General features: G+C 57.0%; 30 protein-coding genes and 1 pseudogene. 28 read left to right on the top strand and 3 right to left on the bottom strand.

Annotated elements, in window-relative coordinates:
• Positions 1-43: 43 nt before the first annotated feature.
• From BLT35_RS24145 to BLT35_RS24110, 9 genes are all read left to right on the top strand, one after another.
• Positions 44-781, top strand: a complete 738-nt coding sequence (locus BLT35_RS24145) for an SDR family NAD(P)-dependent oxidoreductase (protein ID WP_074729998.1) — start codon at positions 44-46, stop codon at positions 779-781.
• Between the two features lie 54 nt (positions 782-835).
• Complete coding sequence (locus BLT35_RS24140) at positions 836-1,456, top strand: SGNH/GDSL hydrolase family protein (RefSeq protein ID WP_074729997.1); 621 nt, start codon at positions 836-838, stop codon at positions 1,454-1,456.
• A gap of 46 nt (positions 1,457-1,502) precedes the next feature.
• A complete protein-coding gene (locus BLT35_RS27235) occupies positions 1,503-1,640 on the top strand; it encodes a hypothetical protein (RefSeq protein ID WP_175472054.1) in 138 nt (45 codons plus the stop codon).
• Complete coding sequence (locus tag BLT35_RS24135; RefSeq protein ID WP_074729996.1) at positions 1,612-2,394, top strand: class I SAM-dependent methyltransferase; 783 nt, start codon at positions 1,612-1,614, stop codon at positions 2,392-2,394. Before BLT35_RS27235 ends, BLT35_RS24135 begins: the two co-directional genes overlap by 29 nt.
• A gap of 261 nt (positions 2,395-2,655) precedes the next feature.
• Entirely contained in the window at positions 2,656-3,009 is a 354-nt protein-coding gene (locus BLT35_RS24130) for a Na-translocating system protein MpsC family protein (protein WP_074729995.1), read from the top strand.
• 618 nt (positions 3,010-3,627) lie between these two features.
• Entirely contained in the window at positions 3,628-4,674 is a 1,047-nt protein-coding gene (locus BLT35_RS24125; RefSeq protein ID WP_074729994.1) for a Nif3-like dinuclear metal center hexameric protein, read from the top strand.
• 73 nt (positions 4,675-4,747) lie between these two features.
• Positions 4,748-5,842, top strand: a complete 1,095-nt coding sequence (locus BLT35_RS24120) for an ABC transporter substrate-binding protein (protein ID WP_254777660.1) — start codon at positions 4,748-4,750, stop codon at positions 5,840-5,842.
• 4 nt (positions 5,843-5,846) lie between these two features.
• Positions 5,847-6,632: an ABC transporter ATP-binding protein gene (locus BLT35_RS24115; protein WP_074729993.1), complete on the top strand. Its 786-nt coding sequence runs from the start codon at positions 5,847-5,849 to the stop codon at positions 6,630-6,632.
• On the top strand, positions 6,613-7,500 hold the full coding sequence (locus BLT35_RS24110; protein ID WP_083351402.1) for an ABC transporter permease: 888 nt from the start codon (positions 6,613-6,615) through the stop codon (positions 7,498-7,500). Before BLT35_RS24115 ends, BLT35_RS24110 begins: the two co-directional genes overlap by 20 nt.
• Here BLT35_RS24110 and BLT35_RS27230 read toward each other — a convergent pair.
• Positions 7,485-7,679, bottom strand: a complete 195-nt coding sequence (locus tag BLT35_RS27230) for a hypothetical protein (protein ID WP_074729991.1) — start codon at positions 7,677-7,679, stop codon at positions 7,485-7,487. The genes BLT35_RS24110 and BLT35_RS27230 overlap by 16 nt on opposite strands.
• Before the next feature lie 263 nt (positions 7,680-7,942).
• Between BLT35_RS27230 and BLT35_RS24100 the strand changes: the two genes are divergently transcribed.
• The 6 genes from BLT35_RS24100 (at position 7,943) to BLT35_RS24080 (ending at position 13,754) form a co-directional block, all read left to right on the top strand.
• On the top strand, positions 7,943-9,091 hold the full coding sequence (locus BLT35_RS24100) for a Nif3-like dinuclear metal center hexameric protein (protein WP_254777659.1): 1,149 nt from the start codon (positions 7,943-7,945) through the stop codon (positions 9,089-9,091).
• A gap of 26 nt (positions 9,092-9,117) precedes the next feature.
• A complete protein-coding gene (locus BLT35_RS24095; RefSeq protein ID WP_074729990.1) occupies positions 9,118-10,179 on the top strand; it encodes an ABC transporter substrate-binding protein in 1,062 nt (353 codons plus the stop codon).
• A gap of 3 nt (positions 10,180-10,182) precedes the next feature.
• On the top strand, positions 10,183-10,962 hold the full coding sequence (locus tag BLT35_RS24090; protein ID WP_074729989.1) for an ABC transporter ATP-binding protein: 780 nt from the start codon (positions 10,183-10,185) through the stop codon (positions 10,960-10,962).
• On the top strand, positions 10,943-11,827 hold the full coding sequence (locus tag BLT35_RS24085) for an ABC transporter permease (RefSeq protein ID WP_083351401.1): 885 nt from the start codon (positions 10,943-10,945) through the stop codon (positions 11,825-11,827). Before BLT35_RS24090 ends, BLT35_RS24085 begins: the two co-directional genes overlap by 20 nt.
• Positions 11,796-11,975: a hypothetical protein gene (locus BLT35_RS27375; RefSeq protein ID WP_217634745.1), complete on the top strand. Its 180-nt coding sequence runs from the start codon at positions 11,796-11,798 to the stop codon at positions 11,973-11,975. Before BLT35_RS24085 ends, BLT35_RS27375 begins: the two co-directional genes overlap by 32 nt.
• A 321-nt stretch (positions 11,976-12,296) precedes the next feature.
• Positions 12,297-13,754: a hypothetical protein gene (locus BLT35_RS24080; RefSeq protein WP_074729988.1), complete on the top strand. Its 1,458-nt coding sequence runs from the start codon at positions 12,297-12,299 to the stop codon at positions 13,752-13,754.
• A gap of 43 nt (positions 13,755-13,797) precedes the next feature.
• On the opposite strand, the gene yyaC is transcribed toward BLT35_RS24080, so the two are convergent.
• Positions 13,798-14,400 carry a spore protease YyaC gene (yyaC, locus tag BLT35_RS24075; protein ID WP_074729987.1) on the bottom strand — a complete coding sequence of 201 codons (603 nt, stop codon included), beginning with the start codon at positions 14,398-14,400 and terminating at the stop codon, positions 13,798-13,800.
• 153 nt (positions 14,401-14,553) lie between these two features.
• On the opposite strand from yyaC, the gene BLT35_RS24070 reads away from it, so the two are divergent.
• From BLT35_RS24070 to BLT35_RS24030, 9 genes are all read left to right on the top strand, one after another.
• Positions 14,554-15,303, top strand: coding sequence for a creatininase family protein (locus tag BLT35_RS24070; protein ID WP_367888812.1), 750 nt, complete (start codon positions 14,554-14,556; stop codon positions 15,301-15,303).
• Between the two features lie 2 nt (positions 15,304-15,305).
• Positions 15,306-16,709 (top strand): hypothetical protein, encoded by a 1,404-nt coding sequence (locus tag BLT35_RS24065; RefSeq protein ID WP_074729985.1) that lies wholly within the window; start codon positions 15,306-15,308, stop codon positions 16,707-16,709.
• Positions 16,710-16,873: 164 nt separating this feature from the next.
• Positions 16,874-17,584, top strand: coding sequence for an iron-containing redox enzyme family protein (locus BLT35_RS24060; RefSeq protein WP_083351400.1), 711 nt, complete (start codon positions 16,874-16,876; stop codon positions 17,582-17,584).
• 102 nt (positions 17,585-17,686) lie between these two features.
• Positions 17,687-19,165 carry an aldehyde dehydrogenase family protein gene (locus tag BLT35_RS24055; RefSeq protein ID WP_074729984.1) on the top strand — a complete coding sequence of 493 codons (1,479 nt, stop codon included), beginning with the start codon at positions 17,687-17,689 and terminating at the stop codon, positions 19,163-19,165.
• A 67-nt stretch (positions 19,166-19,232) separates the two neighbouring features.
• Positions 19,233-19,706: a GlcG/HbpS family heme-binding protein gene (locus BLT35_RS24050; protein WP_074729983.1), complete on the top strand. Its 474-nt coding sequence runs from the start codon at positions 19,233-19,235 to the stop codon at positions 19,704-19,706.
• 228 nt (positions 19,707-19,934) lie between these two features.
• A complete protein-coding gene (locus BLT35_RS24045) occupies positions 19,935-20,609 on the top strand; it encodes a GntR family transcriptional regulator (protein WP_074729982.1) in 675 nt (224 codons plus the stop codon).
• 35 nt (positions 20,610-20,644) lie between these two features.
• Positions 20,645-20,935, top strand: coding sequence for a 2Fe-2S iron-sulfur cluster-binding protein (locus tag BLT35_RS24040; protein ID WP_074729981.1), 291 nt, complete (start codon positions 20,645-20,647; stop codon positions 20,933-20,935).
• Positions 20,916-21,425, top strand: coding sequence for a RidA family protein (locus BLT35_RS24035; protein WP_254777658.1), 510 nt, complete (start codon positions 20,916-20,918; stop codon positions 21,423-21,425). Before BLT35_RS24040 ends, BLT35_RS24035 begins: the two co-directional genes overlap by 20 nt.
• A gap of 56 nt (positions 21,426-21,481) precedes the next feature.
• Positions 21,482-21,781, top strand: a complete 300-nt coding sequence (locus BLT35_RS24030; RefSeq protein ID WP_074729980.1) for a hypothetical protein — start codon at positions 21,482-21,484, stop codon at positions 21,779-21,781.
• 152 nt (positions 21,782-21,933) lie between these two features.
• Here the strand turns inward: BLT35_RS24030 and BLT35_RS24025 are convergent, their stop codons facing one another.
• Positions 21,934-22,269, bottom strand: a complete 336-nt coding sequence (locus BLT35_RS24025; protein ID WP_074729979.1) for a 2Fe-2S iron-sulfur cluster-binding protein — start codon at positions 22,267-22,269, stop codon at positions 21,934-21,936.
• Positions 22,270-22,413: 144 nt separating this feature from the next.
• Between BLT35_RS24025 and BLT35_RS24020 the strand changes: the two genes are divergently transcribed.
• From BLT35_RS24020 to BLT35_RS24005, 4 genes and pseudogenes are all read left to right on the top strand, one after another.
• Positions 22,414-23,223, top strand: coding sequence for an aspartate dehydrogenase (locus tag BLT35_RS24020; RefSeq protein WP_074729978.1), 810 nt, complete (start codon positions 22,414-22,416; stop codon positions 23,221-23,223).
• A 259-nt stretch (positions 23,224-23,482) separates the two neighbouring features.
• Positions 23,483-24,436 (top strand): annotated as a pseudogene (locus tag BLT35_RS24015) (ABC transporter permease).
• A complete protein-coding gene (locus tag BLT35_RS24010; RefSeq protein ID WP_074729977.1) occupies positions 24,426-25,379 on the top strand; it encodes an iron chelate uptake ABC transporter family permease subunit in 954 nt (317 codons plus the stop codon). The pseudogene BLT35_RS24015 and the gene BLT35_RS24010 overlap by 11 nt, the downstream one beginning before the upstream one ends.
• A complete protein-coding gene (locus BLT35_RS24005) occupies positions 25,376-26,134 on the top strand; it encodes an iron ABC transporter ATP-binding protein (RefSeq protein WP_074729976.1) in 759 nt (252 codons plus the stop codon). Before BLT35_RS24010 ends, BLT35_RS24005 begins: the two co-directional genes overlap by 4 nt.
• Positions 26,135-26,226 lie beyond the last annotated feature (92 nt).

Below are 26,226 nucleotides of genomic sequence, written 5' to 3'. Positions count from 1 at the left end.
GGCCTGGCGATGTACATAACCGTTTTCGTAGGAGGGAAAGTTCATGCTCAAAGGCAAGGCTGCGTTAATTACCGGCGCCGCAACGGGCATCGGCAGGGCGGTCGCGCTGCGGCTGGCCCGGGAGGGGGCGGATATTGCCGTCAACTATTCCAGATCGGAGAAGGAGGCGCTGGAGACGAAGCGCGAGGTCGAGGCGCTGGGCGTCAAATGCTTGCTCGTGCAAGCGACGGTGTCGGATGACAGTCAGGTGCGGGACATGGTTCGGCAAACGGTCGATGCTTTCGGCGGTTTGGACATTTTGGTCAACAACGCGGGCGTTACCGATTTCGTCAAGCATGACGATCTGGAAGGATTGAAGGAGGAATACTGGGATCGCGTGATGAACGTCAATGTAAAAGGCATGTTCTTCTGCTGCCGGGCGGCGGCGCCGGAATTGAAAAAGCGGCAAGGCTGCATCATCAACCTGACCTCGGTCGCAGGCATTACCGGCCTGGGCAGCTCGATCGCCTATGCGGTGTCGAAGGCGGCGGCCAATACGATGACCAAGTCGCTTGCCCGCGTCATGGCGCCCGAGGTGCGCGTCAACGCGATCGCCCCGGGCATTGTCGATACGCGCTGGATCGAGGGGCAGTCGGATCATGTCGCGAAATTGGCCGAAGGTACGCCGATGGGCCGGATTGCGACGCCGGACGACGTGGCGGAAACGATCTTCGCCGTGATCGCCCATGCGCCGTTCACTACCGGCGAATTGATCAAGATCGACGGCGGCATGTTCATGTAGCCGCGGGCGGCTATTCGCCGGACTGCCGATATACGACAAGGAGGAACGAACAGGGTGAAGCGTCAAATTTATGTGATCGGCGACAGCATTTCCATTCAATACGGCCCGTATTTGGAGGAGCTGCTCGTGCCGGAGTTCGGCTACGACCGGAAGCGGGGCACCGAGCAGGCGCTGCGGGATTTGAACGTTCCGGTCGGCGCCAACGGCGGCGACAGCGGGATGGTGTTGGCCTATTTGCAGGAACAGCGGGAGCAGCAGGTTCGCTACGATGTGCTGCTGCTCAACTGCGGCCTCCACGATATGAAGACGGATCCGGCGAGCGGCAGCAAGCAGATCCCGTTGGAGCAATACAGGGCGAACATGCGGCGCATTGCGGATATCGCCCTTTCCATGGCCAATCAGGTGTTCTGGCTCAGGACGACGCCGCTGATCGACGAGGTGCACAACCGGCTGAACACGTCGTTTCACCGGTTCCATCGCGACGTCATCGACTATAACGCCGCCGCCGATGCGATTATGGAGCAGCAGCGCATTCCGCTGCTCGATTTGTATGCGTTTACGCTGGCATTGGGTCCGGACGTTTACTGCGATCATGTTCATTTTAAGGATGAGGTGCGCAAGCAGCAGGCCGAATTTATTGCGCGGGAGCTGCGAAGCCGGCTGCAGCAGTCGTAAATGGTGTCAGGCGCACCGCTGCCAGGCATCTGTACCAGGCGCATTGGTGTATATCAGGCGTATCGCTGCCAGGCATGGCGATGCGAGCCGGCGAAAACGGGCCAAGTACGCGGCATGGCATGGTGCGGCGGAAACGGCGGAAGGAGTGATCGGAATTGTCAACCGACAACAGAACGACGTTTAATGAAGTGGCCGAGCTGTACGACCGGGCGCGCAACCGTTATCCGGACCGGTTGTTCGACGAGCTGGTCCGGCTCGCCGGCTTGCCGGCGGAGGCGCGCATCGTTGAGATCGGCTGCGGCACGGGCATTGCCACGCTGCCGCTGGCCGAGCGCGGCTATTCGATCGTCGGCGTAGAGTTGGGGCCGCGGATGGCGGAGGTGGCCCGGCGGAAGCTGGCCCGGTTTGCCCGCGTGGAGATCCGGACCGCCGCCTACGAAGATTGGCTCCCGCCGGAGGAGCCGTTCGATCTCGCTCTCTCGGCGACCGCCTTTCACTGGATCGACCCGCAGGTGAAGTTCAGCAAAACGGCGCGCGTGCTGAAGGACGGAGGCTATCTGGCGGTCGTCAAATACCATCATGCCGCAGGCGGCGACGAATCGTTTTTCGAACGGGTGCAGTCGTGCTACGAGCGCTATATGCCGGGCACCGGGAATTTCCGGCTGCCGCAGCCGGAGGAGCTGCTGTCCGATACGGCGCCGTTCGAGGCAAGCGGGCTGTTCGAAAGGCCGGTTGTCCGCACCTGGGAGACGATAGAGACGTATACCCGTCAGACGTATTGCGAGCTGCTGTCCACCTATTCCAACCATATCGCGCTGGATGCCGCCAGCCGCACGCAGCTGCTGGATGGCATCGGCGGCATAATCGACCGCGAATACGGCGGGCAAGTGCGAAAGCGGTATATTCACGAGCTTATCATCGCGCGAAAAGCCGATTGAACCTCCGCTCCGACATCGATTTGCACGTGCAAGGACGCTTCCGGCCCGACGTTTGTCGTCGTTTCGGAAGCGTTTTTGCGTAATGGCTGCCGGCTCGCGTGCGGAGAGAGGTTTTCTTTGATCGCATCCCTGTCGGGCAAAAGGATTGCAGGCCGCTTTCGTAGAAATAGATAGTACAACGACGGCGGGCCGCCGCCGGCGCGAGCGTTATGCTGGAAACGATCTGTCAGGTTCGTGTTATGAAGGGGGAGGGAAGCCTCAATGAAGCATTCATATTCGCCGGGCGTGTTAAAGCAGGAAATTATTAAAATTTACAATTCCATCAATCAGGAAATTTTCGGAACCGGCATCAAATCGCAAAAAATCGAAATTTCCGGGGACAAAGTGTTTATTTTTGCGACGCATAAGCGGATTCCGGCCTTGAAGGTGCTGGACGAGTCGAACCGCAGCCTGACAGCCAGCGTGGACACGCTGCTCATGGAAGCGAACAAACGAATGCTGAAGGAGCAAATCGAGAGCACATTGGGACTGGAAGTGAGGCTGGTGCTCAAAGATTATGACCCGAAAACCGAATTTTCGGGAACGGTCATTTTGTTGAAGGAGCCGTTGGAATGAATGGCGTCATTTTTTATGACGCATACATAACGCAATAAACTTTATTTTCAAAAAAATATTGCATTTTCGTTTATTTGGTGTTATGTTATATAACATAGTAACTGAATATTGCATGTACCGAATGTAATATTCGCGTTACCTATATGCTTGCAGGCATTAAGGCTTCGAATCCTTTAACGAGAAAAGAGATCCGATCCCATTTTGCCGGGCAAGCGGTTCCTACATAGTAGCAGGTGCTGAAGAACTCCTGACGGAGAGCTTTACAACCGCTAATTGTGACATATCCGGGCCGGTCTGCAGGCCCCAGTATGCTCATGATGGCGGTTTTTTTGTTGCCTAGGAAATGATGCGCAGCCTATTTCGTGAATAACCGGGGGGGGTTCCCCCAAAAGTAATCGGAATTGGCCTCGGAGCTTCACGTCACTTTTGGGGGATATAAGTGGGGGCTCCCCCAAAAGTAATCGGAATTGGCTTCGGAGCTTTGCGTCACTTTTGGGGGATATAAGTGGGGGTTCCCCCAAAAGTAATCGGAATTGGCTTCGGAGCTTCACGTCACTTTTGGGGGATATAAGTGGGGGGCTACTAGGCGGCAGGAGGAAGGGGAAAGGAGCAAACGAGATGACAGCAGGAAAAACAGGGATAGCCGTGGCGGATGTGCTTGAAGCGCTGAACCGGATATCGAAAGGAAGGATGGTGATGGATTGGAACGAGGTCACTTCCGGCACGAATCCTTACGTGGTGATGAAGACCTCCAACATTCCGGGCAAAAGCGTCATCGAAATTCCCGGGCTCGTGTTCGGCGACAAGCATAAGCCGGTGGCGCGCGTCGGGGTCGGCATGACGCTGACGGAATCGGTGATCGAGCTGGCTTCGGCGATGAAGCTGGACCTGATCGTCGTCCACCATCCCGTGGCGGATGCCGCAAGCTCGGGCGGGGTGCCGTTCGCCGATTATTTGCCGCTGTACGATCTGGCGCTGATCGAAATGCACGAGGCGTTCCACGGGCTGCACCCGGGGATGACGCTGCTGCACGGGCATCGCAAGCTGACGACCGACATTTGCTTCGGCGGCATTCCCGGCAATGTGCTGCACAAAGGAATCGCGCTTCCGGAGGTGCAGACCGCCGGGGACATATTGGCCCGGATCAACCGGATGATGGGGCGGGATATCGACGTCGATCTGCTGGAGGCGGAGCGGGCGATCCGCGGGGAAACGACGCTGCAGGAGGCGACCTTGGCGAATCCGGCCAAGCTGCTGAGCGGGGGTCCGGACAGCCCGGTGAAGCATGTGCTGCATTTTTTTCCGCATACCGGCTTTTCGGTCGGCCATCTGGAGACGGCTCTGCGCATGTATCCCGAAACCGACACGATTATTGCCAGCATCAGCCGGGTCAGGGAGGATCATCCGTTCGTTGCGCTGGCTCGGGAAAGGGGGCTGACGTTTATCGTCGGCAACTCCCACTCGGTGGAAATTATGGAAAACGGGCTCCCGCTCGCCTATGCGCTGGAGCTGCTGCTTCCGGGGATCGAGGTGTTTCTGCTGCGGGAGCGCATCACGGCGGTGCCGCTCAAAGATATCGCCCATAGCCGGATGGTGGAATACGGAAAGCAGATGGCCGAGACGCATCTAGTGTCCATGCCGCCCAGGGCGGTGCAAACTTATTAGCGCATATCGCTGTACAGGCTTGCGATGCAATGCTTTTGCAGACAAACGATAAACTTTGAAGGAGGAATAAAAAATGATGATGACCATGAAAAAAACCGCCTGTCTGTTGTTGACCTCCGTACTGTTGACGCTCGCCGCCGGCTGCGGCTCGGCTCCCGCGCCCGCCGCCTCGCCCGCGAACGGCGCCCAGCCGGCTGCGCCCGCGCCCGCCCCAGCGCCCAAACCGGAACCGAAAAAGGACGAGCCGCTGAAAACCGTTAAATTTTCCGAAGTCATCCGCTCCATTTTTTACGCGCCCCATTATATCGCCATGCAAAAAGGCTTTTTCAAGGAAGAAGGTCTGGACGTCGATATGAATACGGCGCAAGGCTCGGACAAGGGAGCGGCCGCGCTGATCGCCGGCGTCGCCGACATTTCGCTGGTCGGGCCGGAAACCGCCATCTACATCTACAATCAGAAGGGGGATAAAACGCTCAAAATTTTCCATCAGCTGACGATGAAGGACGGCTCGTTCCTGCTCTCCCGCAGCAAGGCGGACGGATTCAAATGGAGCGATCTCGAAGGGAAGACGGTGATCGGCTGGAGGCCGGGCAGCGCGCCGCAAATGGTGCTGAACAGCAAGCTGCTGCAGGAAAAGGTCGGCAAGGTCGACGTCGTGACGAACATCGCTTCCACGGCGATGGCCGGCGCGTTCACGAGCGGCAAGGGCGACTACATTCAAGTGTTCGAGCCGATCGCCTCCGCGCTGGAAAAAGAGGGCAAAGCGTTCTACGTCAATTCGGTAGGCCAGGAATTCGGAGCGTTCCCCGAAACCTCCTACGTCGCGACGGCCGATTACATCAAAAACAATCCCAATACGATCCAGAAATTCGTTAACGCCGTGGCGAAAGGCGCGAAATGGCTGACCACCGCGTCGCCGGATGAGATTGCCGAAGCGCTTGCTCCGTTCTTTGAAGGAACGCCCAAAGATGTGATCATCCAATCGATAGACCGCTATAAAAAGCAGGACACGTGGCCCGCCGTTCCGGAATTGACCGCGGATCAATTCGAAACGCTGCAAAAGGTATTGATCGACAACGGCGTGCTGAAGCCGGAGCAAAAGATCGCGGACATGAACGCGGTCGTGGATATGAGCTTCGTCAAAAATATCGGAAAGGCGGGAAAATGAGCCTATGGCCCAAATCGAACTGAACGGAGTAGGTCTGAGCTATTTCACCGCGAAGCAGGAGACGGAAGCGTTGAGAGATATCGATCTGTCGGTGGAGGCCGGCGAGTTCATCAGCATCGTCGGCCCGAGCGGCTGCGGCAAAAGCACGATGCTGTCGCTCATTTCGGGAATGTATAAGCCGACCCGGGGCAAGGTGCTGATCGACGGGCAGGAGGTGACGGGCACCTCCCCCAAGGTGGGGTATATGCTGCAGCACGACCATTTGTTCGAATGGCGCGATATTTTAAGCAATTTGCTGGTCGGAGCCGAGATTCGCCGGATGGACCGCAAGCGGGCGGAGCGCAAAGCGCTCGAGCTGCTGGAGCGGTACGGCCTGGGCGGGTTCGCGCGTCACAGCCCTTCCCAGCTGTCCGGCGGCATGCGCCAGCGCGTCGCGCTCATCCGGACGCTGGTGACGGAGCCCGACATTTTGCTGCTCGACGAACCGTTCTCCGCGCTCGATTACCAAACCCGGCTTACGCTTGCCGACGAAATTTACAAGATCATCAAGGATCAGGGCAAAACGGCCGTGCTGGTCACCCACGATATTTCGGAAGCGATCAGCATGGGGGACCGCGTGATGGTGATGTCGAAGCGGCCGAGCACGATTTCGGCGGTTTATTCGATCCGGCTGGAGGAGGACGGGAAGACGGAATGGACCCCGTGGAAAAAAAGGGAAGCAAGCCGTTACAACCGCTATTTTAACGATATTTGGAAGGAGATGCAGGGGCATGTCGTCTCTACCGGTTAGGGAGTCGTCGGTCGTGTCGGAGGTTTCGGAGGCGCGGAAAGGGGAAGCGCCGGCGTCGGAGCGGCAGCCGGCTTCGCCGCAATACGCCGAATATTTGCGGGTCGAGAAGCGCAAGCTGCGGCTGATCCGGCTGTCGCAGCTGCTGCTGTTGGCCGTCTTGCTCGGGCTGTGGGAACTCGCCGCATCGCTGAAGTGGGTCGACCCGATGCTGACAAGCAGGCCGTCGCAGCTGCTGGCGTCGTTTCAGGAGCTGGCCTTCAAGGGCGATTTGTTCAAGCATACGTGGACGACAAGCTTGGAGACGCTGATCGGCATCGTCGTGTCCATGGCGCTGGGGACGGTGATTGCCGTGCTGTTCTGGTGGTCGACGTTCGCCTCCAAGGTGCTGGAGCCGTACATGGTAGTGCTGAACGCGCTGCCGAAGGTGGCGCTCGGGCCGATCTTTTACATCTGGCTCGGCGACCGGTATTCGATCTACGGGATGGCGATGGCGATCTCCGTCATCGTGACGATCATCATGATCGAGAGCGGGTTCAAGGAAATCAGCCGCACGAAGCTGAAGCTGATGGAATCGTTCGGCGCGACCAAAGGGCAGATGCTGCGGATGGTGCTGCTGCCGGCGAGCATCCCGAATTTCATCGCCACCTTGAAGGTGAATGTCGGCTTGACGCTGGTCGGGGTCATCATGGGCGAATTTTTATCGTCGAAGGCGGGGCTCGGCTACCTGATCATATACGGCGGACAGGTGTTCCAGATGAATATGGTGATGGTCAGCATCGCGATGCTCGCCCTGCTGTCGATCGTATTGTACGGGCTGGTCAATCTGGCCGGACGCTATGCGAAAAGAAAGTATCATTTCGAAGCTTGAGCCATGCTGCGCTGCTGCCCGCCGTTAACGTTGGCGATGACGCCAATTTCGACGGGCACCGCCTGCGCGATTCGGAGCGGCATCGGGACGGCGCCCGGAACGGCGGCTTTCGGCGAGTCGAAGGACCGGAGAAGGCTGCTGTTCCCCGGGCTTAAGCAGGGCTCGTCCGCCGGTCTCAAGCGGTTTTTCTGAATACGGCTGCGGCGACGTCCGACAGCAGTTCATAATTCGTATACAATATACAAAAAAAGTGTGGCGCAATAAAAAGAAATGTGCTATTATCTCTGTAAGCGCTTTATTTTCAAAGGCGAAGAGCATTAAGGATCGAATCCTTTTGTCCGGTCAAAGAGATTAGATTCCATTTTGTTCTCTTGCCACAGCCATACCTGAATAGCAGGTGATAGGGAACTCCGCTCGAAGGAGAGCTTTACAACCGCTACTTATGACATATCCGGGTCCGAACGGGATTCGTATGCTCATGATAGCGGTTTTTTATGTTGATTTGCCGTTAATTCCAAGACCAAACAGCGAGGGAGAGATGCATATGAGCATGACGCAGGTCCAGACCGATGCGGGCGATGTGCTGGAGGCGCTCAATCAAATTTCCAAAGGAAGGATGGTGATGGACTGGAACGAGGTCGCTTCGGGCGCCAACCCGTATGTGGTGATGAAAAACTCGAATATTCCGGGAAAAAGCGTCATGGAAATTCCCGGGCTCGTCTTCGGCGACAAGCGCAAGCCGGTATCCCGCATCGGCGTCGGCATGACGCTGACCGAATCGGTCATCGAGCTGGCCTCGGCCATGCGGCTGGATCTGATAGTCGTCCACCATCCCGTAGCCGATGCGGCCAGCTCGGGCGGGGTGCCGTTTGCGGACTATTTGCCTCTGTATGATCTGGCGCTGATCGAGATGCACGAGGCGTTCCACGGGCTTCATCCGGGGCTGACGCTGCTGCACGGGCATCGCAAGCTGACCACCGATACGGCCTTCGGCGGCATTCCGGGCAATATTTTGCATAAAGGCATCGCCCTGGAGGAGGTTCGGACGGCCGGAGATATTTTGCGCCGCATCGACAGCTTCATGGGCCGGGAGCTTGACCGGGATATACTGGAGGCGGAGCGGGCGATCCGCGGAGAAGCGTCGCTGCAGGAGGCGACGCTGGCCAATCCCGCCAGGCTGCTGAGCGGCTCGCCGGGCCATGCGGTGAAGCATATTTTGCATTTTTTCCCGCATACCGGGTTTACGCTGGAGCATCTGGAGACGGCTCTGGCCATGTATCCCGAGACCGATACGATCATCGCGAGCATCAGCCGGGTCAGGGAGGATCATCCGTTCGTCGGGCTGGCCAAGCGCCGCGGGCTTAATTTTATCGTCGGCAATCCGCATTCCGTCGAAATTATGGAGAACGGGCTGCCGCTTGCTTACGCGTTGGAAATGCTGCTGCCGCAGGTCGAAATCTTTTTGCTCCGCGAGCGCATTACCGCGGTTCCGCTGAACGAAGTAGGCCACGCGCAAATGGTCGAATACGGCAAAGAAATGGCTGCCGCGCATTTGGTCGCGAAGCCGTCACGCGCCGTTCAAATGCTGTAACTACATATTCGAAAGGAAGATAAGCGATGATGAAAATGAGGAAAACCGCCTGTCTGCTGCTCTCCGCCGTGCTGCTGGCGCTTGCCGCCGGCTGCGGCGCCGCGGCTCCCGCGGCCACATCGACCACCCAGCCGGTCGCCGCGGCGTCAGGGGGCAAGGCGGAGGCGCTCAAAACGGTCAAATTTTCGGAAGTGATCCGGTCGATTTTTTACGCTCCGCATTATATCGCGATGCAAAAAGGCTTTTTCAAGGAAGAGGGGCTGAACGTCGATATGAATACGGCGCAAGGCTCGGACAAGGGGGCGGCCGCGCTGATTGCCGGAGTCGCCGATATTTCCTTGGTCGGCCCGGAAACCGCTATTTATATTTACAACCAGAAAGGGGACAAGACGCTCAAAATATTTTACCAGCTGACGATGAAGGACGGCTCGTTCCTGTTGTCGCGCAATAAGACCGACGGGTTCAAATGGAGCGATCTGCAAGGCAAATCGGTCATCGGCTGGAGGCCGGGCAGCGCGCCGCAAATGGTGCTGAACAGCAAGCTGCAGCAGGAGAAGGTCGGCAATGTCGACGTCGTCACCAACATCGCTTCCACGGCGATGGCCGGCGCGTTCACGAGCGGCAAGGGCGACTACATTCAAGTGTTCGAGCCGATCGCTTCCTCGCTGGAAAAGGAAGGGAAAGCCCATTACGTTACGTCGGTGGGACAAGCCTTCGGCCCGTTTCCGGAAACCTCTTATGTCGCAACGTCCGATTACATCAAGAACAATCCCGATACGATCCAGAAATTCGTTAACGCCGTAGCCAAAGGCACGAAATGGCTGAACACCGCAACGCCTGACGAAATCGCCGACGCGCTGATGCCGTTTTTCGAAGGAACGCCCAAAGATATCGTGATTCAATCGATCGACCGCTACAAGAAACAGGATACTTGGCCCGCCGTTCCGGAATTGACCGCCGACCAGCTCGAATCGCTGCAAAAGGTGCTGGTGGACAACGGCGTGCTGAAGCCGGAGCAAAAGGTGAACGACCTGGCGGCCGTCGCCGATATGAGCTTCGTCAAAAACATCGGAAAGGCGGGGAAATGAGCCGTGGCGCAAATCGAGCTGCATGATGTTGGATTGAGCTATTTTACGCTGAAGCAGGAAACCGAGGCGATACGCGGCATCAACATGTCGATCGAGGCCGGCGAGTTCATCAGCATCGTCGGCCCGAGCGGCTGCGGCAAAAGCACGATGCTGTCGCTCATTTCGGGGATGTATAAGCCGACCCGGGGCAAGGTGCTGATCGACGGACAGGAGGTGACGGGCACCTCCCCCAAGGTGGGGTATATGCTGCAGCATGACCATTTGTTCGAATGGCGCGATATTTTGAGCAATTTGCTGGTCGGAGCGGAAATACGCCGGATGGATTTGCGGCAGGCGGAGCGGAAGGCGATGGCGCTGATGGAGCGCTACGGCCTGGGCGGCTTCGCGCATCACAGCCCGGCGCAGCTGTCCGGCGGCATGCGGCAGCGCGTCGCGCTCATCCGGACGCTGGTGACGGAGCCCGATATTTTGCTGCTCGACGAGCCGTTCTCCGCGCTCGATTACCAGACCCGCCTGACATTGGCGGATGAAATTTTCAGCATCATCAAAGACCAGGGCAAGACGGCCATACTCGTCACCCACGATATTTCGGAGGCGATCAGCATGGCGGACCGGGTATTGGTGATGTCGAAACGACCGAGCACGATCTCCTCGGTGTATAAGATTGAGCTGGACGAAGGAAGCGGGCTGTCCCCGTGGAAAAAACGCGAGGCAAGCCGCTACAACGATTATTTCAACCAAATTTGGAGGGAGTTGGAAGGACATGTCGTCACTGCCGGTTAGGAAATCGTCCGTCGCCGCGGAGGCGCGCCAGGGACAGCCGGTCGCATTGGTTTACGGTCATCCGCCGGCGTCGCCGCAATACGCCGAATATTTGCGGGTCGAGAAGCGCAAGCTGCGGCTGATCCGGCTGTCGCAGCTGTTGCTGTTGGTCGCCTTTCTCGGACTGTGGGAGCTGGCCGCCGCATGGAAATGGGTCGACCCGATGCTGACAAGCAGGCCGTCGCAGCTGGTTGCCTCTTTCCAGGAGCTCGCCTGGCAAGGCCAATTGGTTGCGCATACGTGGACGACCGCTCTGGAGACGCTGATCGGCATCGTCGTGTCCATGGCGCTGGGGACGGTGATTGCCGTGCTGTTCTGGTGGTCGGCGTTCGCCTCCAAGGTGCTGGAGCCGTACATGGTAGTGCTGAATGCGCTGCCGAAGGTGGCGCTCGGGCCGATCTTTTACATCTGGCTCGGCGACCGGTATTCGATCTACGGGATGGCGATGGCGATCTCCGTCATCGTGACGATCATCATGATCGAGAGCGGGTTCAAGGAAATCAGCCGCACGAAGCTGAAGCTGATGGAATCGTTCGGCGCGACCAAAGGGCAGATGCTGCGGATGGTGCTGCTGCCGGCGAGCATCCCGAATTTCATCGCCACCTTGAAGGTGAATGTCGGCTTGACGCTGGTCGGGGTTATCATGGGCGAATTTTTGTCGTCGAAGGCGGGGCTCGGCTACCTGATCATATACGGCGGACAGGTGTTCCAGATGAATATGGTGATGGTCAGCATCGCGATGCTCGCCCTGCTGTCGATCGTATTGTACGGGTTGGTCAATCTGGTCGGACGCTATGCGAAAAGAAAGTATCATTTCGAGCATTGAACACGCCAAGCGCAAGTCCGGCTTCTCCCGTCAGGAGAGCCGGGCTTGTTCGCTGTTTGGCCGTCGGGCCGGGCAGGCGCGCAGAAGCCGGTTATTTGCGGATCATGCGATGCGCCGCGAACAATTTTTTGTATACAATATGCAATAAATCTAGCCATGATCGACAAAATATGATAAGATGAATTTGCTGAAATGTAATCGCTTTCAGCTTGTTGGACGAGCCGGTTTATAGAGGAGTGATGTTTGCAGCATAAAGCGCGAGGTGCCTGCGGCTGTATGTTGTCCCTGTTTACGTTATTTATGTAAGTAAAGTTAACATCAAAAATGGCGTTTGAAGCAAAAATCGGATGTAGCACAGAAAAATCATGAGAAAATTGTATACCAAAAACCAAAAAGTACTATTTTATCCTCGAAAAATGTGCTACAATCGCTGTGAAGTACACCAAACGGAGAAGGCGAGGATAAGCGAATGATTACAGCTTCACATCTTATGTATGCTTTTGTTACAATTGCCGTTATTGCAGTCATGCTGCTGAGGCGCGGTGTGGTCATTCCGACTTTAATCGGTACGTTTCTGGTCGGATGGATTTACAAGGGAGATGTGATCAGCGGATTTAAGGCGGTGTATAACGCGAATTTGACGGCCGCCAAGGAGCTGTTCACGATTTTCCTGATCATTACCTTCATGGTCGCGCTGCTGGCGTCGCTGCGCGATATCGGGGCGGACCGCAGAATGATCAAGCCGCTGCAGAAGCTGATCGTCAACGGTCACGTGGCCTTCTTCGTGCTCGCGATCGTGACCTACGTCATCTCGCTGTTTTTCTGGCCGACGCCTGCGGTGCCTTTGATCGGCGCGCTGCTGTTCCCGGCGGCGATTCGCGTGGGGCTGCCTCCGATGGCTGCGGCGATGGCCGTCGCGCTCGCGGGCCAGGGGATGGCGCTGTCTTCCGACTACGTCATGCAGATCGCGCCGATGCTGAGCGCCAAGGGAGCCGGCGTATCGACGGCGCTGGTGGCGGATAAAGCGATGATCCTGTCGCTGATTACGGGCGGAGTTTCGATTATGGGCGCCTATCTCATGCACCGCAAAGCGATCCGCAAGCAGGAAGCAGCGTCCGGCGTGCAGGACGCGACGCCGATCGGCGAGCCGAAAGCGGCGGAGACGGTCGAATATGCGGAAGCGGCCGCTGCCGTAGAGACGCTGTCCCCTGCGCTGCTCAAATGGTCCAAAGCGTTATCCGTCATCGTGCCGTTGTCCATGCTCGGGGTGATGATCGTCATGGCTGCGAGCAAATTCGGCGGCGCCGGCATGGGCGGCTTCGAAGGCGGAGACGGTGCCGCATTCATCGGCGGGGTTGCCGTAATTTTGCTGATTTTATCCTGTACCGTGTTTTCGAAAATCAACGCGTTGGACAAGATCAGCGACCATCTGACGGAGGGCTTCGTGTTCGCCTTCAAAGCGATGGGACCGGTCATTCCGATTGCCGGATTTTTCTTTCTGGGCAACGCCGATTTTTCGAAAAGCGTGCTGTCTCTCGCCGACAACGTCCAGGCTCCCGCATTTTTGTACGACCTTGTGATGTCCGTGCAGTACGCCATTCCGTCCAACGGTGTTTTCACCGCCTTCGGCATATTGCTGATCGGCATCATCGCCGGGCTGGAAGGCTCGGGCTTCTCCGGGCTGCCGTTGACGGGCTCGCTCTCCGGAGCTTTGGCGCCGGCGGTAGGACTGGATCCGTCCACATTGGCCGCAATCGGTCAAATGGGCTCGGTATGGTCCGGCGGGGGCACGCTGATCGCCTGGTCTTCGCTTGTGGCCGTAGCGGGCTTCGCCGGCGTGTCGGTCATCGAGCTGGCCCGCAAAAACTTCCTGCCCGTGATCGTCGGCCTGATCGCTTCGACCGTCATCGCCCTGCTGATCTGGTGATCCGGGTTCGGCGATCCCTGCTCATCGACAGTCCCGGAAAGCGTCAGCTCCTTGCCGGCAGCCGGCCGGATGCATGGCTGTCCGGCAGCTGCTTCGGCTCCAGCTGGGGAATGATATCCTGGCACGACTTGACCAGGATGCGGCTGATGACGGCCGACATTTCCTGGACGAACGTCAGGCTCGTATGCTCCAAAACTTTATGATTCAACGGACCGAAGTTGTTGATAATGCCTTTGATATGAATGTGGCCGATAGGGGGCAGCTGCTTGTTCAGGCCGGCTCCTGGCTGCAGCGGTTCTTCCACCAGCTGAAGCGTGCCGATTTTATAATATTGGCCGAGGCAGGCATCGACGGCAATCATATAGGCGCGGCTATGTTTGTTCGCAACGGCGGTCAATGTCTTTTGCAAATTCAGGGCGTGGACAGGCTTGTCGAGCGTCCCGTAAATATGGACATGCGGATTGCCCTCGAACCGCTCGAACAGCCGGCTGCCGACCAAAGGCCCGAGCGAATCGCCGGAATAGCGGTTCGTGCCTATGCAAATAACGACGATCTCGGTATACGACGGATTCTGCAAGTAATGTTTAACCAGGAGCTCGGAGAAAAAGGGTACCGATTTATTGTCCAGGTAATGCTTGTGGTGCATCAAAGGAGTCACCTGCTTTCATGCTTATGCTCTCTTAGCTTATTGTAAACCATAACAGGCCGTACAATAAATATGGAAACGGCGGTCAATTGTGAAAGGTTTATGTTCTATTGGTATACAATACACCATATTCTTTTAAAAAAGGAGCGTGAAATGATGCCAAACCCGTATTTTTTAACCCGAATGACTTGGCCCGAGGTCGAACAGGCGCTCAAAACCGTCAAAATCGCGATCATCCCGTTGGGCGCGCACGAGCAGCACGGCCCGCATATGGTCGAAAGCTGCGATGCCGTGCTTGCCGAGGAGATGGGCAAACGGTTGACGGAGCGATTGTACCCGGAAGCTATTTTGACTCCTGTCATTAATATGGGAGTATCGCCGCATCATCTTCATTTTCCGGGTACGATTTCGCTGGAGCCTGCGACCGTCATCGCCATTTTGCGCGACATGATCAAATCGCTGAAGCGGCACGGCATCGAACAGTTTCTGATTCTGAATGCCCACGGGGGCAACCAGGCGACGCTCGGCGTCGCAGCCGATCAGCTGACCGGCGAGCTCGACGTGCGCATTTATTATGCGAAAACGACGGCGTCGGCCAAAGACGTGATGGACCGCAGGCTCGAATCGAAGCTGTACGGGCACAGCTGCGAACGCGAGGTGTCGGAAGCGCTGTACCTCGCCCCGCATCTGGTGCGCGCCGACAAGCTGGAGGCGGCCGATTATCGGGAAGGGCGGTGGAAAAAGCTGCGTCCGGGCAACCCGCTGCAAGGCTTTTATTACTACGATGAAATGACCGGCAACGGATGCATCGGCGACGCGACCAAAGCGAGCGAGGAGATCGGCAAGGAAATCGTGGAAACCGCTCTGGAACGTCTTGCGAAAGCCGTCCAAGAAGTGATCTGATCATGAAGCAATGGCTGTTTATCGCCGCTATAGCCGCTTACTTCGGCTCGGTGTTTTATCCGGGCGAAGCGTTCCAATGGATCGTCTCCGCGCTGAGCCTGCTTATTGTGATCGTCGTGTTCCGATCCGTGAAAAGCTTCGTTAAAGGCATGGGGGCCGCCTTTCTCGGCATCGGGATCGTTCTGCTCGCCGCCAGCGGCGCGCCGTGGGCCAGCTATATCCGGGGTTTCGGCAACATGCTCAACATTTTGAGCCTGTTCGCCCTGCTGCCGCTGATCGCCATTCCGATCGAGCTGGGCGGCTATGCGCTGCGAATCCAAACGGTCATTCAAAGCAAAATCAAGCATTCAGGCCTGCTGTATACGATTACTTCCGGGTTGTCGTATATTTTGAGCACCTTTATGAACCTGGCGACGCTGCCGATGATGTATCATGCGATCCGGCCTTCGCTCGATCTGTATCCGATCGAACAGAAGGAGCGGTTTATAAGCCGGGCGATCACCCACGGCTACAGCATGCCGATCGTCTGGACGCCGGTCGCCCCGATCGTCGGCATCGTCGTCGAAATGACGGGCGTGCAGTGGAGCTCGATCCTGCCGATCGTCATTCCGTTCAGCCTGCTCGGGCTCGCTTTGGACAGCTTCATGGGGCGCAGCATCGCGAACCGCAGGCTAAAGCTGCTCGGGCAAGCCGCGCTGGACAAAATCGCCGCCGCCCGGGAGCATTCGGCAACGGAAGGCAAGCGGCAGTCGGGCGGGCATCAGGCGAGCCATCCCGGGCAAATTATAATCGCGATCGTCGCTTTCAACGGCCTGATCATGCTGCTGGAAGCTTTGACCCGAGCCAGCTTTTTGCTGCTTGTCGCCGTGTCGGTGATCCCGTTCGCCTTTCTGTGGTCGCTGCTGATCGGCAAGGGCAGACAGTTTTTCGTCCAAAGCAGAGCCGTGCTGCCCGATCATCTGTTTAAAATGAAGGAGCAATTTTTCGTATTTTTGAGCGCCGGATTTATGATCTCGGCGATCCAGGCTTCCGGGGCAGGCCATATCGTCAATGCCGGAATTATGGCCGTAAAGGATGCCGTCGGGGCGGATTTGTTCGTGCTGCTGATTCCGCTCATTCCGTTGACGCTCGCTTTTGTCGGCCTCCATCCGGCGGTTGCGCTCGCTTTGGCTGCGGAGTCGCTGAATCCGCAAGCATTGGGACTGTCCGTCGGACTGACGGCGATCGCGATGCTGACGGGGGCGGCGGCGGCTTTTATGGTCGGGCCGTACAATGCGACGGCGGGGATGATGGCGGCGCTGTCCGGCCAAAGCTCTTATAAGATTTCCAATTGGAACCTTCCTTATACGGCCGCTTATTTGGCCATGGCGATGGCGCTGCTGTTGATTTTGAAAAAAGCGGGTTGACAGATGAGCCCAGGTAAGCAATAATATAGGCATAAAGTATTTGGTATACAATATACCAAATACAATTTGAGTGAATCCGCCGCAGCAAACGGTCCGGATTCGTTCATCCAGCGAGCAATTCGATCCAATCATTCATTTTACAAATTGAGAGGAGTGCTTTGAAAATGGCAGAAGCAATGACACAATCCCGGTTGATGAACAAAGAGGAGTTCCGCCGCGCTTTGGAGCAGGCTATTGAAGGGAATGCGGTTGCCAAAGCGCCGTTCACGCTCATGTGGGCCAACGGAGAATTGAAGAAGGAGCATTTCGCCCGCTGGGTCGAACAGCATTACGCTTACGTCGGTCCGTTCGCCGAATATTTGGCTTATATTTATGCGAATTGTCCGCATGAGGACGCAAGAGATTTCCTGCTGCAAAACATGTGGGAGGAAGAGCTCGGCGGCGACCGCCACACCGACCTGCTGATCCGCTTCGGCGAAGCTTGCGGCACGACCCGGGAGCGCATCGAATCGATGGAGCATCTGCTGCCGGAAACGATCGGCCTCCAGTCGTGGTGCTACCGGATGGCGTTCAAGGAAAACTTCCTGTACGCGACCGCAGCGCTCGTCGTCGGACTGGAATCGCAGGTTCCCGCCATCTATCGCAAGCAAACGCCAACGCTTCGCGAGAAATACGGCTTTACGGATGAGGAAGTGGAATTTTTCGACCTGCACATCGTCTCCGACGAAATTCACGGCGAGCGCGGATACCAAATCGTGCTGGAATACGCAAGGACGCCGGAGGAGCAGCAGCGCTGCATCGAAATCGTCGAGGAAGCGACGAAAATGCGCAGAATGTACATCGCAGCCATTTCCCGCGAATTTTGCCAAAATTAAGCCCAACAGCAACAGAAGCAAATAGCAAGCTGCCGCCATACCCGGGAAGGAGAGCCTCTTGTTTCTCGGGTATTGGTTTACAAGAGGAAAGGGGGACCCAGCATGGCGACGCAAACAGCAGTGCAGACTTACAAAAATCTGGTTAACGGGCAATGGGTCGATTCCGTCAGCGGGGCTACGTTCGAAAACGCGAATCCGGCCGACGCCTCGGAAATCGTCGGACGGTTCCAGGCATCCGTCGAGGAAGACGCCGTGCGGGCGATCGAAGCTGCGGAGCGCGCCTTTCCGGCGTGGCGCGGCACTTCGCCCAGCAGGCGGGCGGAAATATTGTACAAAGCCGCCGATTTGCTGGAAGCCGGCCTGGAGCAATATGCGGAGGAGTTGACCCGCGAAGAGGGCAAGACGCTCGGCAGCAGCCGCATGGAGGTCAGGCGTTCGGCCCAGACGCTGCGCTACTACGCGTCGGAAGGCTTGAATATCGCCGGGGAGACGCTGCCCTCCGACGATCCGACAACATTCGTCTACACGAAAAAAGAGCCGTTGGGCGTCGTGACCGTCATCACGCCGTGGAACTTCCCGCTGTCGATTCCGGCGCGGAAAATCGCCCCGGCTCTGGTCGCCGGCAACACGGTCGTGTTCAAGCCGGCGTCGGATACGCCGCTGATCGCGCTCCGGCTCGTGCAGGCGCTGCACGATGCCGGGCTGCCGGCCGGCGCGATCAACTTCATCACCGGCTCCGCCTCCAGGACGGGTGCACCGCTCGTCACGCATCCGGCGGTCAAGGCGGTCACGTTCACCGGCTCGACCGGGGCCGGCGAGCACATCAACCGCTCCGTCCGCCTGTCCACGCGCGTGCAGCTGGAGCTCGGCGGGAAAAACCCGCTGCTCGTCATGGAAGACGCCGATATCGAGCAGGCGGCCGAGCTGGCGATCAAAGGCGGCTTCGAGCTGACCGGGCAAGCCTGCACCGGCACGAGCCGCGTCATCGTGATGGATGCCGTGCATGACCGGTTCGTGGAGGCGCTGGTCGCCCAAACGAGGCAGCTGCGCATCGGCAGCGGCTTGCAGCCGGGCGTCGACGTCGGCCCGCTGGCCAACGCCAGCCAACTGAGCAATGTGCTGGACTACGTGGAAATCGGCAAAAGCGAAGGCGCCGAGCTCGTCTACGGCGGCGAGCGGCTGACCGAGGGCGATTACGCGAAAGGCTATTATGTGAGACCGGCGATTTTCACGCAGGTGAAGCCGGACATGCGAATTGCGCAGGAGGAAATATTCGGGCCGGTCATTTCGGTCATTCGCGCGACATCGTTCCGGGAGGCGATGCGGATCGCCAACGACGTCCAATTCGGCCTGTCGGCCGCGATCTGCACGTTCGATCCGGACCGCGTCCAGCATTTTATCGACAACATTCAGGCCGGCGTGGTCAAAGTGAACCGCACGACGACGGGCAATGCGTACAACGCGCCGTTCGGCGGCCTGAAAATGTCCAGCACCGCCACTTACCGCGAATCGGGGCGGGGCGCGCTGGAGTTTTACACGCAGATCAAAAGCGTATACCACGGCGTGAAAAACGTCGATTAAATCGTTCCGATCGTCCCGGCCCCAAGAGCGGACCGGGACAGGCGGCAAGGGAGGAAGGAGACGGCATATGAAAACGGCGTTGAAGCTGGAGCTGGAAGAAGCGAAAGTGATGATAGAAGCCGCGAAGCTCGCGGCGGCGGAAGTGAAAGCGCTCGAATCGATCTGCATCGTCGACGACGGCGGCTACGTGATCGCGCTCGAGCGCATGAACGGCGGGCGGATCACCGGCCCGGAGATCGCCATCGCCAAGGCATTCACGGCGAGCGGCCACAAGCGGTCGACCCATCTGTTCAACCAGCCGGGCGGCCCGGCGTCGACGACCGGCGAAGCGTTCGGGATTCACGCGATGCTGCCGGGCAAGTTCGCGATCTTCGTCGGCGGCTTCCCGATCGTCGTCAACGGCGAGGTTGTCGGCGGCGTCGGCATCAGCGGAGGCAACGGCGAGCAGGACACCGCCGTCGGCACGGCGGCGCTCAAGGCGCTGCAGGCGCATTTGGGCGACGAATACGAGGTCATGACCCAGGCGGACATCAAGAAGTAACGCCGCGGCTTCAGGCTGTCGGGCCGCCGGCGTTCCCGGAGCGGCTGTCGCGCCGGAGAAGCCGTACGTCCGTCCGACGGGCATCGTTGCAGGCTCCGGCTTGCCGTACGGCGGGTCGCTTCCGAATGAAAGCCGGCGGGGCATTGCCGCTTATACCTCCGAAAATTGTTGTACAGCCTGTCGCATTTCGATTACACTAAGAGAAAACGACATTCGGAGGTATACCAGATGCCAGACACACCAGTATGGAAAGACGAAGAATTAAGCCCGATCCGCGACAAAGTGTATCAATATATCAAGCAAGCGATTGTGCAGGGCGTCTATAAATCCGGCGAGCGCATCATCGAGCGCGAGCTGGCCGATCAATTGAACGTGAGCCGAACGCCGATCCGCGAGGCGCTGTTCCGGCTCGAATCGCAAGGCTTTGTCAAAACGCTGCCGCGCAAAGGCGTCGTCGTCTCGAAGCTGTCCCCGGAGGAAATTATCGAAATATTTACGATATTGGCCGCCCTGGAAAGCCTGGCGATGAAACTGGCCGCGCAGAGGGCCGAGCCTTCGCATCGGGAGGAGCTGAAGCGCATGATCGAGGAAATCGATCATGCGCTCGCCGAGCCGGTATTCGATCAGAGAAGCAAAATGTACCATTTCTTGATTAACGAGATCATCTTCCGCGCGGCCAAAAGCCCGCGGCTGACGCAAATGCTGGACGGCCTGTCCGACTATATCCGCGCGTTCGCGCATGTCGGCTACGAGCTGCCGGGGCGGCTGCGCAAGGCGACCGAGGAGCACAGGGCGCTTGCGCTGGCGGTTATGAACGGCGAAGGCGAGCTGGCCGAAAGCCTGACGAAAATTCATTTGGAAAATTCGAAAAAAGCGTATATGGAAGCGTTGGAAAAAGAGTAACGAACGTGCGCTAAATTGCGGGAGGGGGGTTTGCTTTGCCGAACGTCAAATTGCATCAAAACGGACAAGTATACGAGCAGGAAGTGGCGGCAAACAGCAATTTAGTTGTATTGGCCGGAATCAAAAAATTCCCGTACCCTCATCTCAAATACGGATGCGGCATGGGGAAATGCACCAGATGCACGGTCACCGTGCTTTCCGGAGGGGAATCTCTTCCCGAACCGAACTGGAAAGAAAACAAAATGCTGGGCGACAAATTGAGCGTCGGCTGCCGGTTGGCATGTCAGCTGTATATTACGGCCGATATTGAAATTCGTCAGGAATAGCCGGGAGGGGATACGTTTGCTGGAAACAGAAGGACAAGTTGAGGCGAAGCTGAAAAAACTGGATATCCGCCTGGTGTCTCCGAGCAAACCGAGCGGCAATTATGTTCCCTATACGATGGCGCCGCCGTTTATCTACATGAGCGGCGTCACCCCCAAGGTCGACGGCGTGCTGCAATACAAAGGCAAGGTCGGGCTGGACTTGTCGAAGGAAGAAGGCTATCAGGCCGCCCGCCAATGCATCATCAACCAGCTCTGCGCGCTGAAAGCGGTGCTCGGGGATTTGGACCGCGTGGCCGGCATCGTGAAAATGGAAGGCTTCATTCAAGCGGCGCCCGATTTTTACGAGCTGCCTTATGTGCTGAACGGCGCTTCCGATCTGCTCGTCGAAGCGTTCGGCGAGAAGGGCGTCCATGCGCGCTCGGCGATCGGCGTAGCCGCATTGCCCGGCTCAGCCGCCGTCGAGGTGGAACTCATCGTTCGTTACGAATAGCAGCGGAAAATAGGAACATCATCCTACTACGAAACTGATGACTGGAGGTTTTGAAGATGAGCGAATATATTTTGGTATCTACGACCGAGCGGTATAGAACGGTAACCGACAATCCGGATCTGGACACGGTGGCGGAATACGACTATTATTTTTTCGGCAAAAAGAAGACGACGTTCTCGATCTGCAAAATTAAAAATCCGGCAACCCGCATCGTCATCCAGGGCGTATCCGAAGTGTTCCCGGACAACAGCATTCCGCTCAAAGTGTTTCCGAAATTCGACACGACGGCCGAGATCGAGAAAGAAATTTACGAGCTGGATCAGGACAAGGACAGCAAAATTGTAAGGGTGCAATAAATGAAGGGCGAAGAGGCGCGGGCCGCGGTTGGAGGCCTGCGCCTTTGTATGTGTCGCACCTCGATCGCTTGTCTTGAACCCCAAAAGCCCGAACGGTATTCATTCGGGCTTGCATCCGACGCATCGGCCTGCGCGGACCTGCGCGGCCGTTGTTATTGAGCTGCGTTGATCCGTCTTTGCGCTATTTTGTTCAGCCGGTTGAGATCCTCTTCGCCCCAGGCGACGGTGATGTCGCCGGTTACGAACGTCTGGCAGGCGAGGCGATAGCCCTGGTCGATCTTGTCCTGTCCCAGCCGGTCGATCTCCTTCTTCATCACCTTGCTGAGATGTTCGTGTCCGTCCACAATCCGCACGCGGCATGTCCCGCACAGCCCTCCGCCGCATTTGAAGGGAACGGCCCCCTCATATCTGATGGATGTTCTAAGAAGATTGGCATCCCGATCCACCTCGATCGCCTTGCCTGATGTTTGAAAAGTCACAGTCGGCACAAGTATCCCTCCCCTTCGGTATAAGCCTATTATAGCATATTATCTTGGTTTATGGTATACCAAATGCAATAATTTTGATATGATACAAGGTAGAATCTATAGCATCGCTCATTGCCAAATCTTGATGTTTAATTAGGAGGAATTATGTACAAAGTCGGTATTATCGGTTACGGAACTATCGGAGAAGATGTCGCCGCGTCGATCATTCGGGGAGCGGCGGGAGAAGCGCGGCTGGCGGCGATTTTGCTGCGGGACAAGTCCAAATTTCGCGGTGGCGAGGACATCCGGGATTGCCTGATCACGGACGATGCGGACGCGTTTTTTCGCCAGCCGCTGGATATCGTCGTGGAATGCGCCGGCCATGAGGCCGTCAGGGCGTACGGCGAGAAGGCGCTGCTCCATGGCGCGGATTTGCTGCTGGTCAGCGTCGGCGCGCTGGCCGACGAAGCGCTGCTCGGGCTGCTGAAAGCAGCGGCCGCCGGCAGCGGGCGGCGATTGATCGTCCCTTCGGCCGCGATCGGCGGCCTGGACCGGATCGCCGCGGGCAGCCTGGGGCCGCTGGAGGAGGTGACGCTGATCACCAGAAAGCCGCCCCGGGCCTGGTACGGCACGCCGGTGGAGCGGCAGGTCGATCTGGCGGAATTGCGCGAGCCGTATTGCGCCTTCGACGGGGTCGCCCGCGATTCCGCGCGGCTGTTTCCGGAGAGCGTCAACGTCTCGGCCGCTTTAAGCCTTGCGGGCGTCGGCTTCGACCGGACGAAGGTGAAGGTGTACGTCGACCCGCACATCAGCCACAATACGCATGAGATCGAAGCGCGGGGCAAATTCGGACAAATCAGGCTGCAAATCTCGAACACGCCGTCGGCGCGCAATCCGAAAACCGGGTACATCGTCGCGATGAGCGTGACGAAGGTGCTGCGCGATCTGACCTCGTCCTTCGTGATCGGCCTATAGCGGTTGCGCAAGTTTATGGCGGACGGCGAAGCCTGTGATCCTGGGGGATGCCGGGCAGGCGGCTGTCCGCTTTCGTTCACAAAATAGAAAAGTCCATTTCCATTGCAGGAAAATCTATTCAACCGGCAAACTGCTGTCGGTTAATATAGGTCTTACTGATAATGATTATCAATTTCACGTTGTATAGCATGCAAAGTCATGATTTCTGTAACAAGACAAGACAGATTATGCTTCTGGAAAAGAAGAGTAAGGGTAGGCCATGAAAAAAAGATATCTCGTAATCGCGCTCATCGTATTATCTTGCTGCTCCGTCTTTATCGGCGCGAAGAACGTATCGCCGCTCGATTTGTTCCATCTGACGGAGGATCAGGCGCATATCCTGCTGGTCAGCAGACTGCCGCGCTTGATCAGCATCATTATCGCCGGCGTGAGCATGAGCGTAATCGGTCTGATTATGCAGCAGCTGAGCCGCAACAAATTCGTCTCGCCGACGACGGCGGGGACCGAGGATTCGGCCCGTTTCGGCATCCTCGTGGCGATGATCATGTTCACGACGGCCTCGCCGCTGTAAATGATGCTGCTGTCCTTCGGCTTCGCGCTGCTCGGGACGTTCATTTTTATGAAGATTTTGGATAAGGTCAAATATAAAGATGTGATTTTCATCCCGCTGGTAGGTTTGATGTTCGGCAATATCGTCGGTTCGATGACCACATTTTTCGCCTACAAGCACGATCTGATCCAAAGCATATCGGCCTGGCTGCACGGCGATTTCTCGATGATTATGAAGGGCCGCTACGAAATGCTGTACATCAGCATTCCGATTGTGATCGTGGCGTATTTGTACGCGGACAAGTTTACGGTCGCCGGCATGGGCGAGGAATTCGCCGTCAATCTGGGGTTGAACTACAAGCAGGTCGTCAATATCGGGCTCGTGATCGTTGCGCTGGTCACGTCGGTTGTCATTCTTACGGTGGGCATGATTCCTTTTCTCGGCCTGATCATTCCGAATATCGTCACGCTGTATCGAGGCGATCATTTGAAAAAAAGTCTTGCGCATACCGCATTGCTCGGCGCCGTGTTCGTGCTGTTCTGCGATGTGCTCGGACGCATCATCATCTATCCCTACGAGATCGCCATCGGCCTGATCGTCGGGGTGATCGGGAGCGGCATCTTTCTTTATTTGCTGATGAGGAGAAAGGCTTATGACCATTAACATTAAAACGAAGCTGTCCATTTTGGCCGCAGCGGCCGTGGCGTTAATCGCCGCCTTTCTGTTCATCAAGCTGGGCGCGAACTGGGGGTACGCCCTCCCGCGCCGAGGAACCAAGGTGCTTGCCATGGTGCTGACCGCCGTCACGATCGCCTTCTCCACGATGGTGTTCCAGACGATTACGAACAACCGGATTTTGACGCCGAGCATTCTCGGGCTGGATTCGCTCTACAACTTGATCCAGACGGTCGTCATTTTCGCTTTCGGCTCGACGACGATGACGGCGATGAACAAAAATGTCAATTTCGTGCTGTGCGTCGGCGTGATGGTGCTGTTTGCCGGCGTGCTGTACAAGATCATTTTCAGGCGGGAAGGGCGAAACGTATATTTTTTGCTGCTGGTCGGCATCATTTTCGGCACGCTGTTCCAGAGCTTCTCCTCGTTCATGCAGGTGCTGATCGACCCTAACGAGTATCTCAGGCTGCAGGACAAATTGTTCGCGAGCTTCAATAACGTCAACAAAGATTTGCTCTACCTGTCCATCGCCGCGCTGCTGGTCATCGGCCTGTATTTCAAGCGATTCGCCAAATATTTGGACGTTTTGTCGCTCGGCAAGGAACAGGCCATCAATTTGGGAGTCGACTACGATTATGTGGTCAAAAGGCTGCTTGTGCTCGTCGCGATTCTCGTTTCGATCTCTACGGCGCTGGTCGGGCCGATCACCTTCCTGGGGCTGCTGGTCGCCAACGTCACCCATCAGCTGATGGGAACGTACCGGCACAGCCAGCTGATCGTCGGCTCGATGCTGATCAGCATCATCGCGCTGGTCGGAGGCCAGCTGATCGTCGAGCGGGTGTTCACGTTTACGACTACCGTCAGCGTGGTCGTCAATCTCGCGGGCGGTCTGTACTTCATCTATTTGTTGCTAAAGGAGAATAAATCGTGATCGAGGTAAGAAACGTTTCGAAGCGGTACGGCGGCAAGCCGGTGATCGACAATGCGACGGTAAACATCGCCAAAGGCAAAATTACGGCGTTTATTGGGCCGAACGGCGCGGGGAAAAGCACGCTGCTGTCGATGATCAGCCGGCTCATCGCGAAAGACAGCGGCGACATCCGGATCGACGGCAAGGAGCTGGGCGAATGGAAAAGCAATGAGCTGGCGCGAAAAATTTCGATCCTGAAGCAGTCCAACCATATCAACGTCCGGCTGACGGTCAGGGAGCTGGTCAGCTTCGGCCGGTTTCCTTATTCGCAGGGCAGGCTGACGGACGAGGACCAAGCTTTCGTCCAGGAAGCGATGGCCTATATGGAGCTGGAGGAGATGCAGCACAAATATCTCGACGAACTGAGCGGAGGCCAGCGGCAAAGAGCTTACATCGCCATGGTGATCGCGCAAAACACCGAATACGTGCTGCTGGATGAGCCGCTCAACAATCTGGACATGAAGCATTCCGTGCAAATCATGAAGGTGCTGCGGCGGATGGTCAGCGAGCTCGGCAAAACGATCGTCATCGTCATCCACGACATCAATTTCGCCTCCTGTTATTCCGACTGCATCGTGGCGCTGAAGGACGGCCAAATCGTGCAGGAAGGCGCAACGGAATCGATCATTACCGGGCCGGTGCTGAAAGAGGTTTACGATATGGACATCCGCATCGAGAGCATCGGCGGAAACCGGATTTGCATTTATTTTACTTAGTTTCCCCTGAAAAAGTCAGGGTGTTTTGAGCATAATTAAAAGGAATTCAGCACCTCAAAATGGAAATTGTTATTGTCGAGATAACAAAGTTC

Source organism: Paenibacillus naphthalenovorans (assembly GCF_900099895.1).
Taxonomy (GTDB): domain Bacteria; phylum Bacillota; class Bacilli; order Paenibacillales; family NBRC-103111; genus Paenibacillus_G; species Paenibacillus_G naphthalenovorans.
This window is presented reverse-complemented; position numbering and strand designations above follow the sequence as displayed.

What these genes read in the sequence shown, in the direction of transcription:
- BLT35_RS24145 (WP_074729998.1), top strand. Translation starts at nt 44, where the DNA reads ATGCTCAAAGGCAAGGCTGCGTTAATTACCGGCGCCGCAACGGGCATC.
- BLT35_RS24130 (WP_074729995.1), top strand. Translation starts at nt 2,656, where the DNA reads ATGAAGCATTCATATTCGCCGGGCGTGTTAAAGCAGGAAATTATTAAA.
- BLT35_RS24125 (WP_074729994.1), top strand. Translation starts at nt 3,628, where the DNA reads ATGACAGCAGGAAAAACAGGGATAGCCGTGGCGGATGTGCTTGAAGCG.
- BLT35_RS24120 (WP_254777660.1), top strand. Translation starts at nt 4,748, where the DNA reads ATGATGATGACCATGAAAAAAACCGCCTGTCTGTTGTTGACCTCCGTA.
- BLT35_RS24115 (WP_074729993.1), top strand. Translation starts at nt 5,847, where the DNA reads ATGGCCCAAATCGAACTGAACGGAGTAGGTCTGAGCTATTTCACCGCG.
- BLT35_RS24110 (WP_083351402.1), top strand. Translation starts at nt 6,613, where the DNA reads ATGTCGTCTCTACCGGTTAGGGAGTCGTCGGTCGTGTCGGAGGTTTCG.
- BLT35_RS24100 (WP_254777659.1), top strand. Translation starts at nt 7,943, where the DNA reads ATGACATATCCGGGTCCGAACGGGATTCGTATGCTCATGATAGCGGTT.
- BLT35_RS24095 (WP_074729990.1), top strand. Translation starts at nt 9,118, where the DNA reads ATGATGAAAATGAGGAAAACCGCCTGTCTGCTGCTCTCCGCCGTGCTG.
- BLT35_RS24085 (WP_083351401.1), top strand. Translation starts at nt 10,943, where the DNA reads ATGTCGTCACTGCCGGTTAGGAAATCGTCCGTCGCCGCGGAGGCGCGC.
- BLT35_RS27375 (WP_217634745.1), top strand. Translation starts at nt 11,796, where the DNA reads ATGCGAAAAGAAAGTATCATTTCGAGCATTGAACACGCCAAGCGCAAG.
- BLT35_RS24080 (WP_074729988.1), top strand. Translation starts at nt 12,297, where the DNA reads ATGATTACAGCTTCACATCTTATGTATGCTTTTGTTACAATTGCCGTT.
- yyaC (WP_074729987.1), bottom strand. Translation starts at nt 14,400, where the DNA reads ATGCACCACAAGCATTACCTGGACAATAAATCGGTACCCTTTTTCTCC.
- BLT35_RS24070 (WP_367888812.1), top strand. Translation starts at nt 14,554, where the DNA reads ATGATGCCAAACCCGTATTTTTTAACCCGAATGACTTGGCCCGAGGTC.
- BLT35_RS24065 (WP_074729985.1), top strand. Translation starts at nt 15,306, where the DNA reads ATGAAGCAATGGCTGTTTATCGCCGCTATAGCCGCTTACTTCGGCTCG.
- BLT35_RS24060 (WP_083351400.1), top strand. Translation starts at nt 16,874, where the DNA reads ATGGCAGAAGCAATGACACAATCCCGGTTGATGAACAAAGAGGAGTTC.
- BLT35_RS24055 (WP_074729984.1), top strand. Translation starts at nt 17,687, where the DNA reads ATGGCGACGCAAACAGCAGTGCAGACTTACAAAAATCTGGTTAACGGG.
- BLT35_RS24050 (WP_074729983.1), top strand. Translation starts at nt 19,233, where the DNA reads ATGAAAACGGCGTTGAAGCTGGAGCTGGAAGAAGCGAAAGTGATGATA.
- BLT35_RS24045 (WP_074729982.1), top strand. Translation starts at nt 19,935, where the DNA reads ATGCCAGACACACCAGTATGGAAAGACGAAGAATTAAGCCCGATCCGC.
- BLT35_RS24030 (WP_074729980.1), top strand. Translation starts at nt 21,482, where the DNA reads ATGAGCGAATATATTTTGGTATCTACGACCGAGCGGTATAGAACGGTA.
- BLT35_RS24020 (WP_074729978.1), top strand. Translation starts at nt 22,414, where the DNA reads ATGTACAAAGTCGGTATTATCGGTTACGGAACTATCGGAGAAGATGTC.
- BLT35_RS24010 (WP_074729977.1), top strand. Translation starts at nt 24,426, where the DNA reads ATGACCATTAACATTAAAACGAAGCTGTCCATTTTGGCCGCAGCGGCC.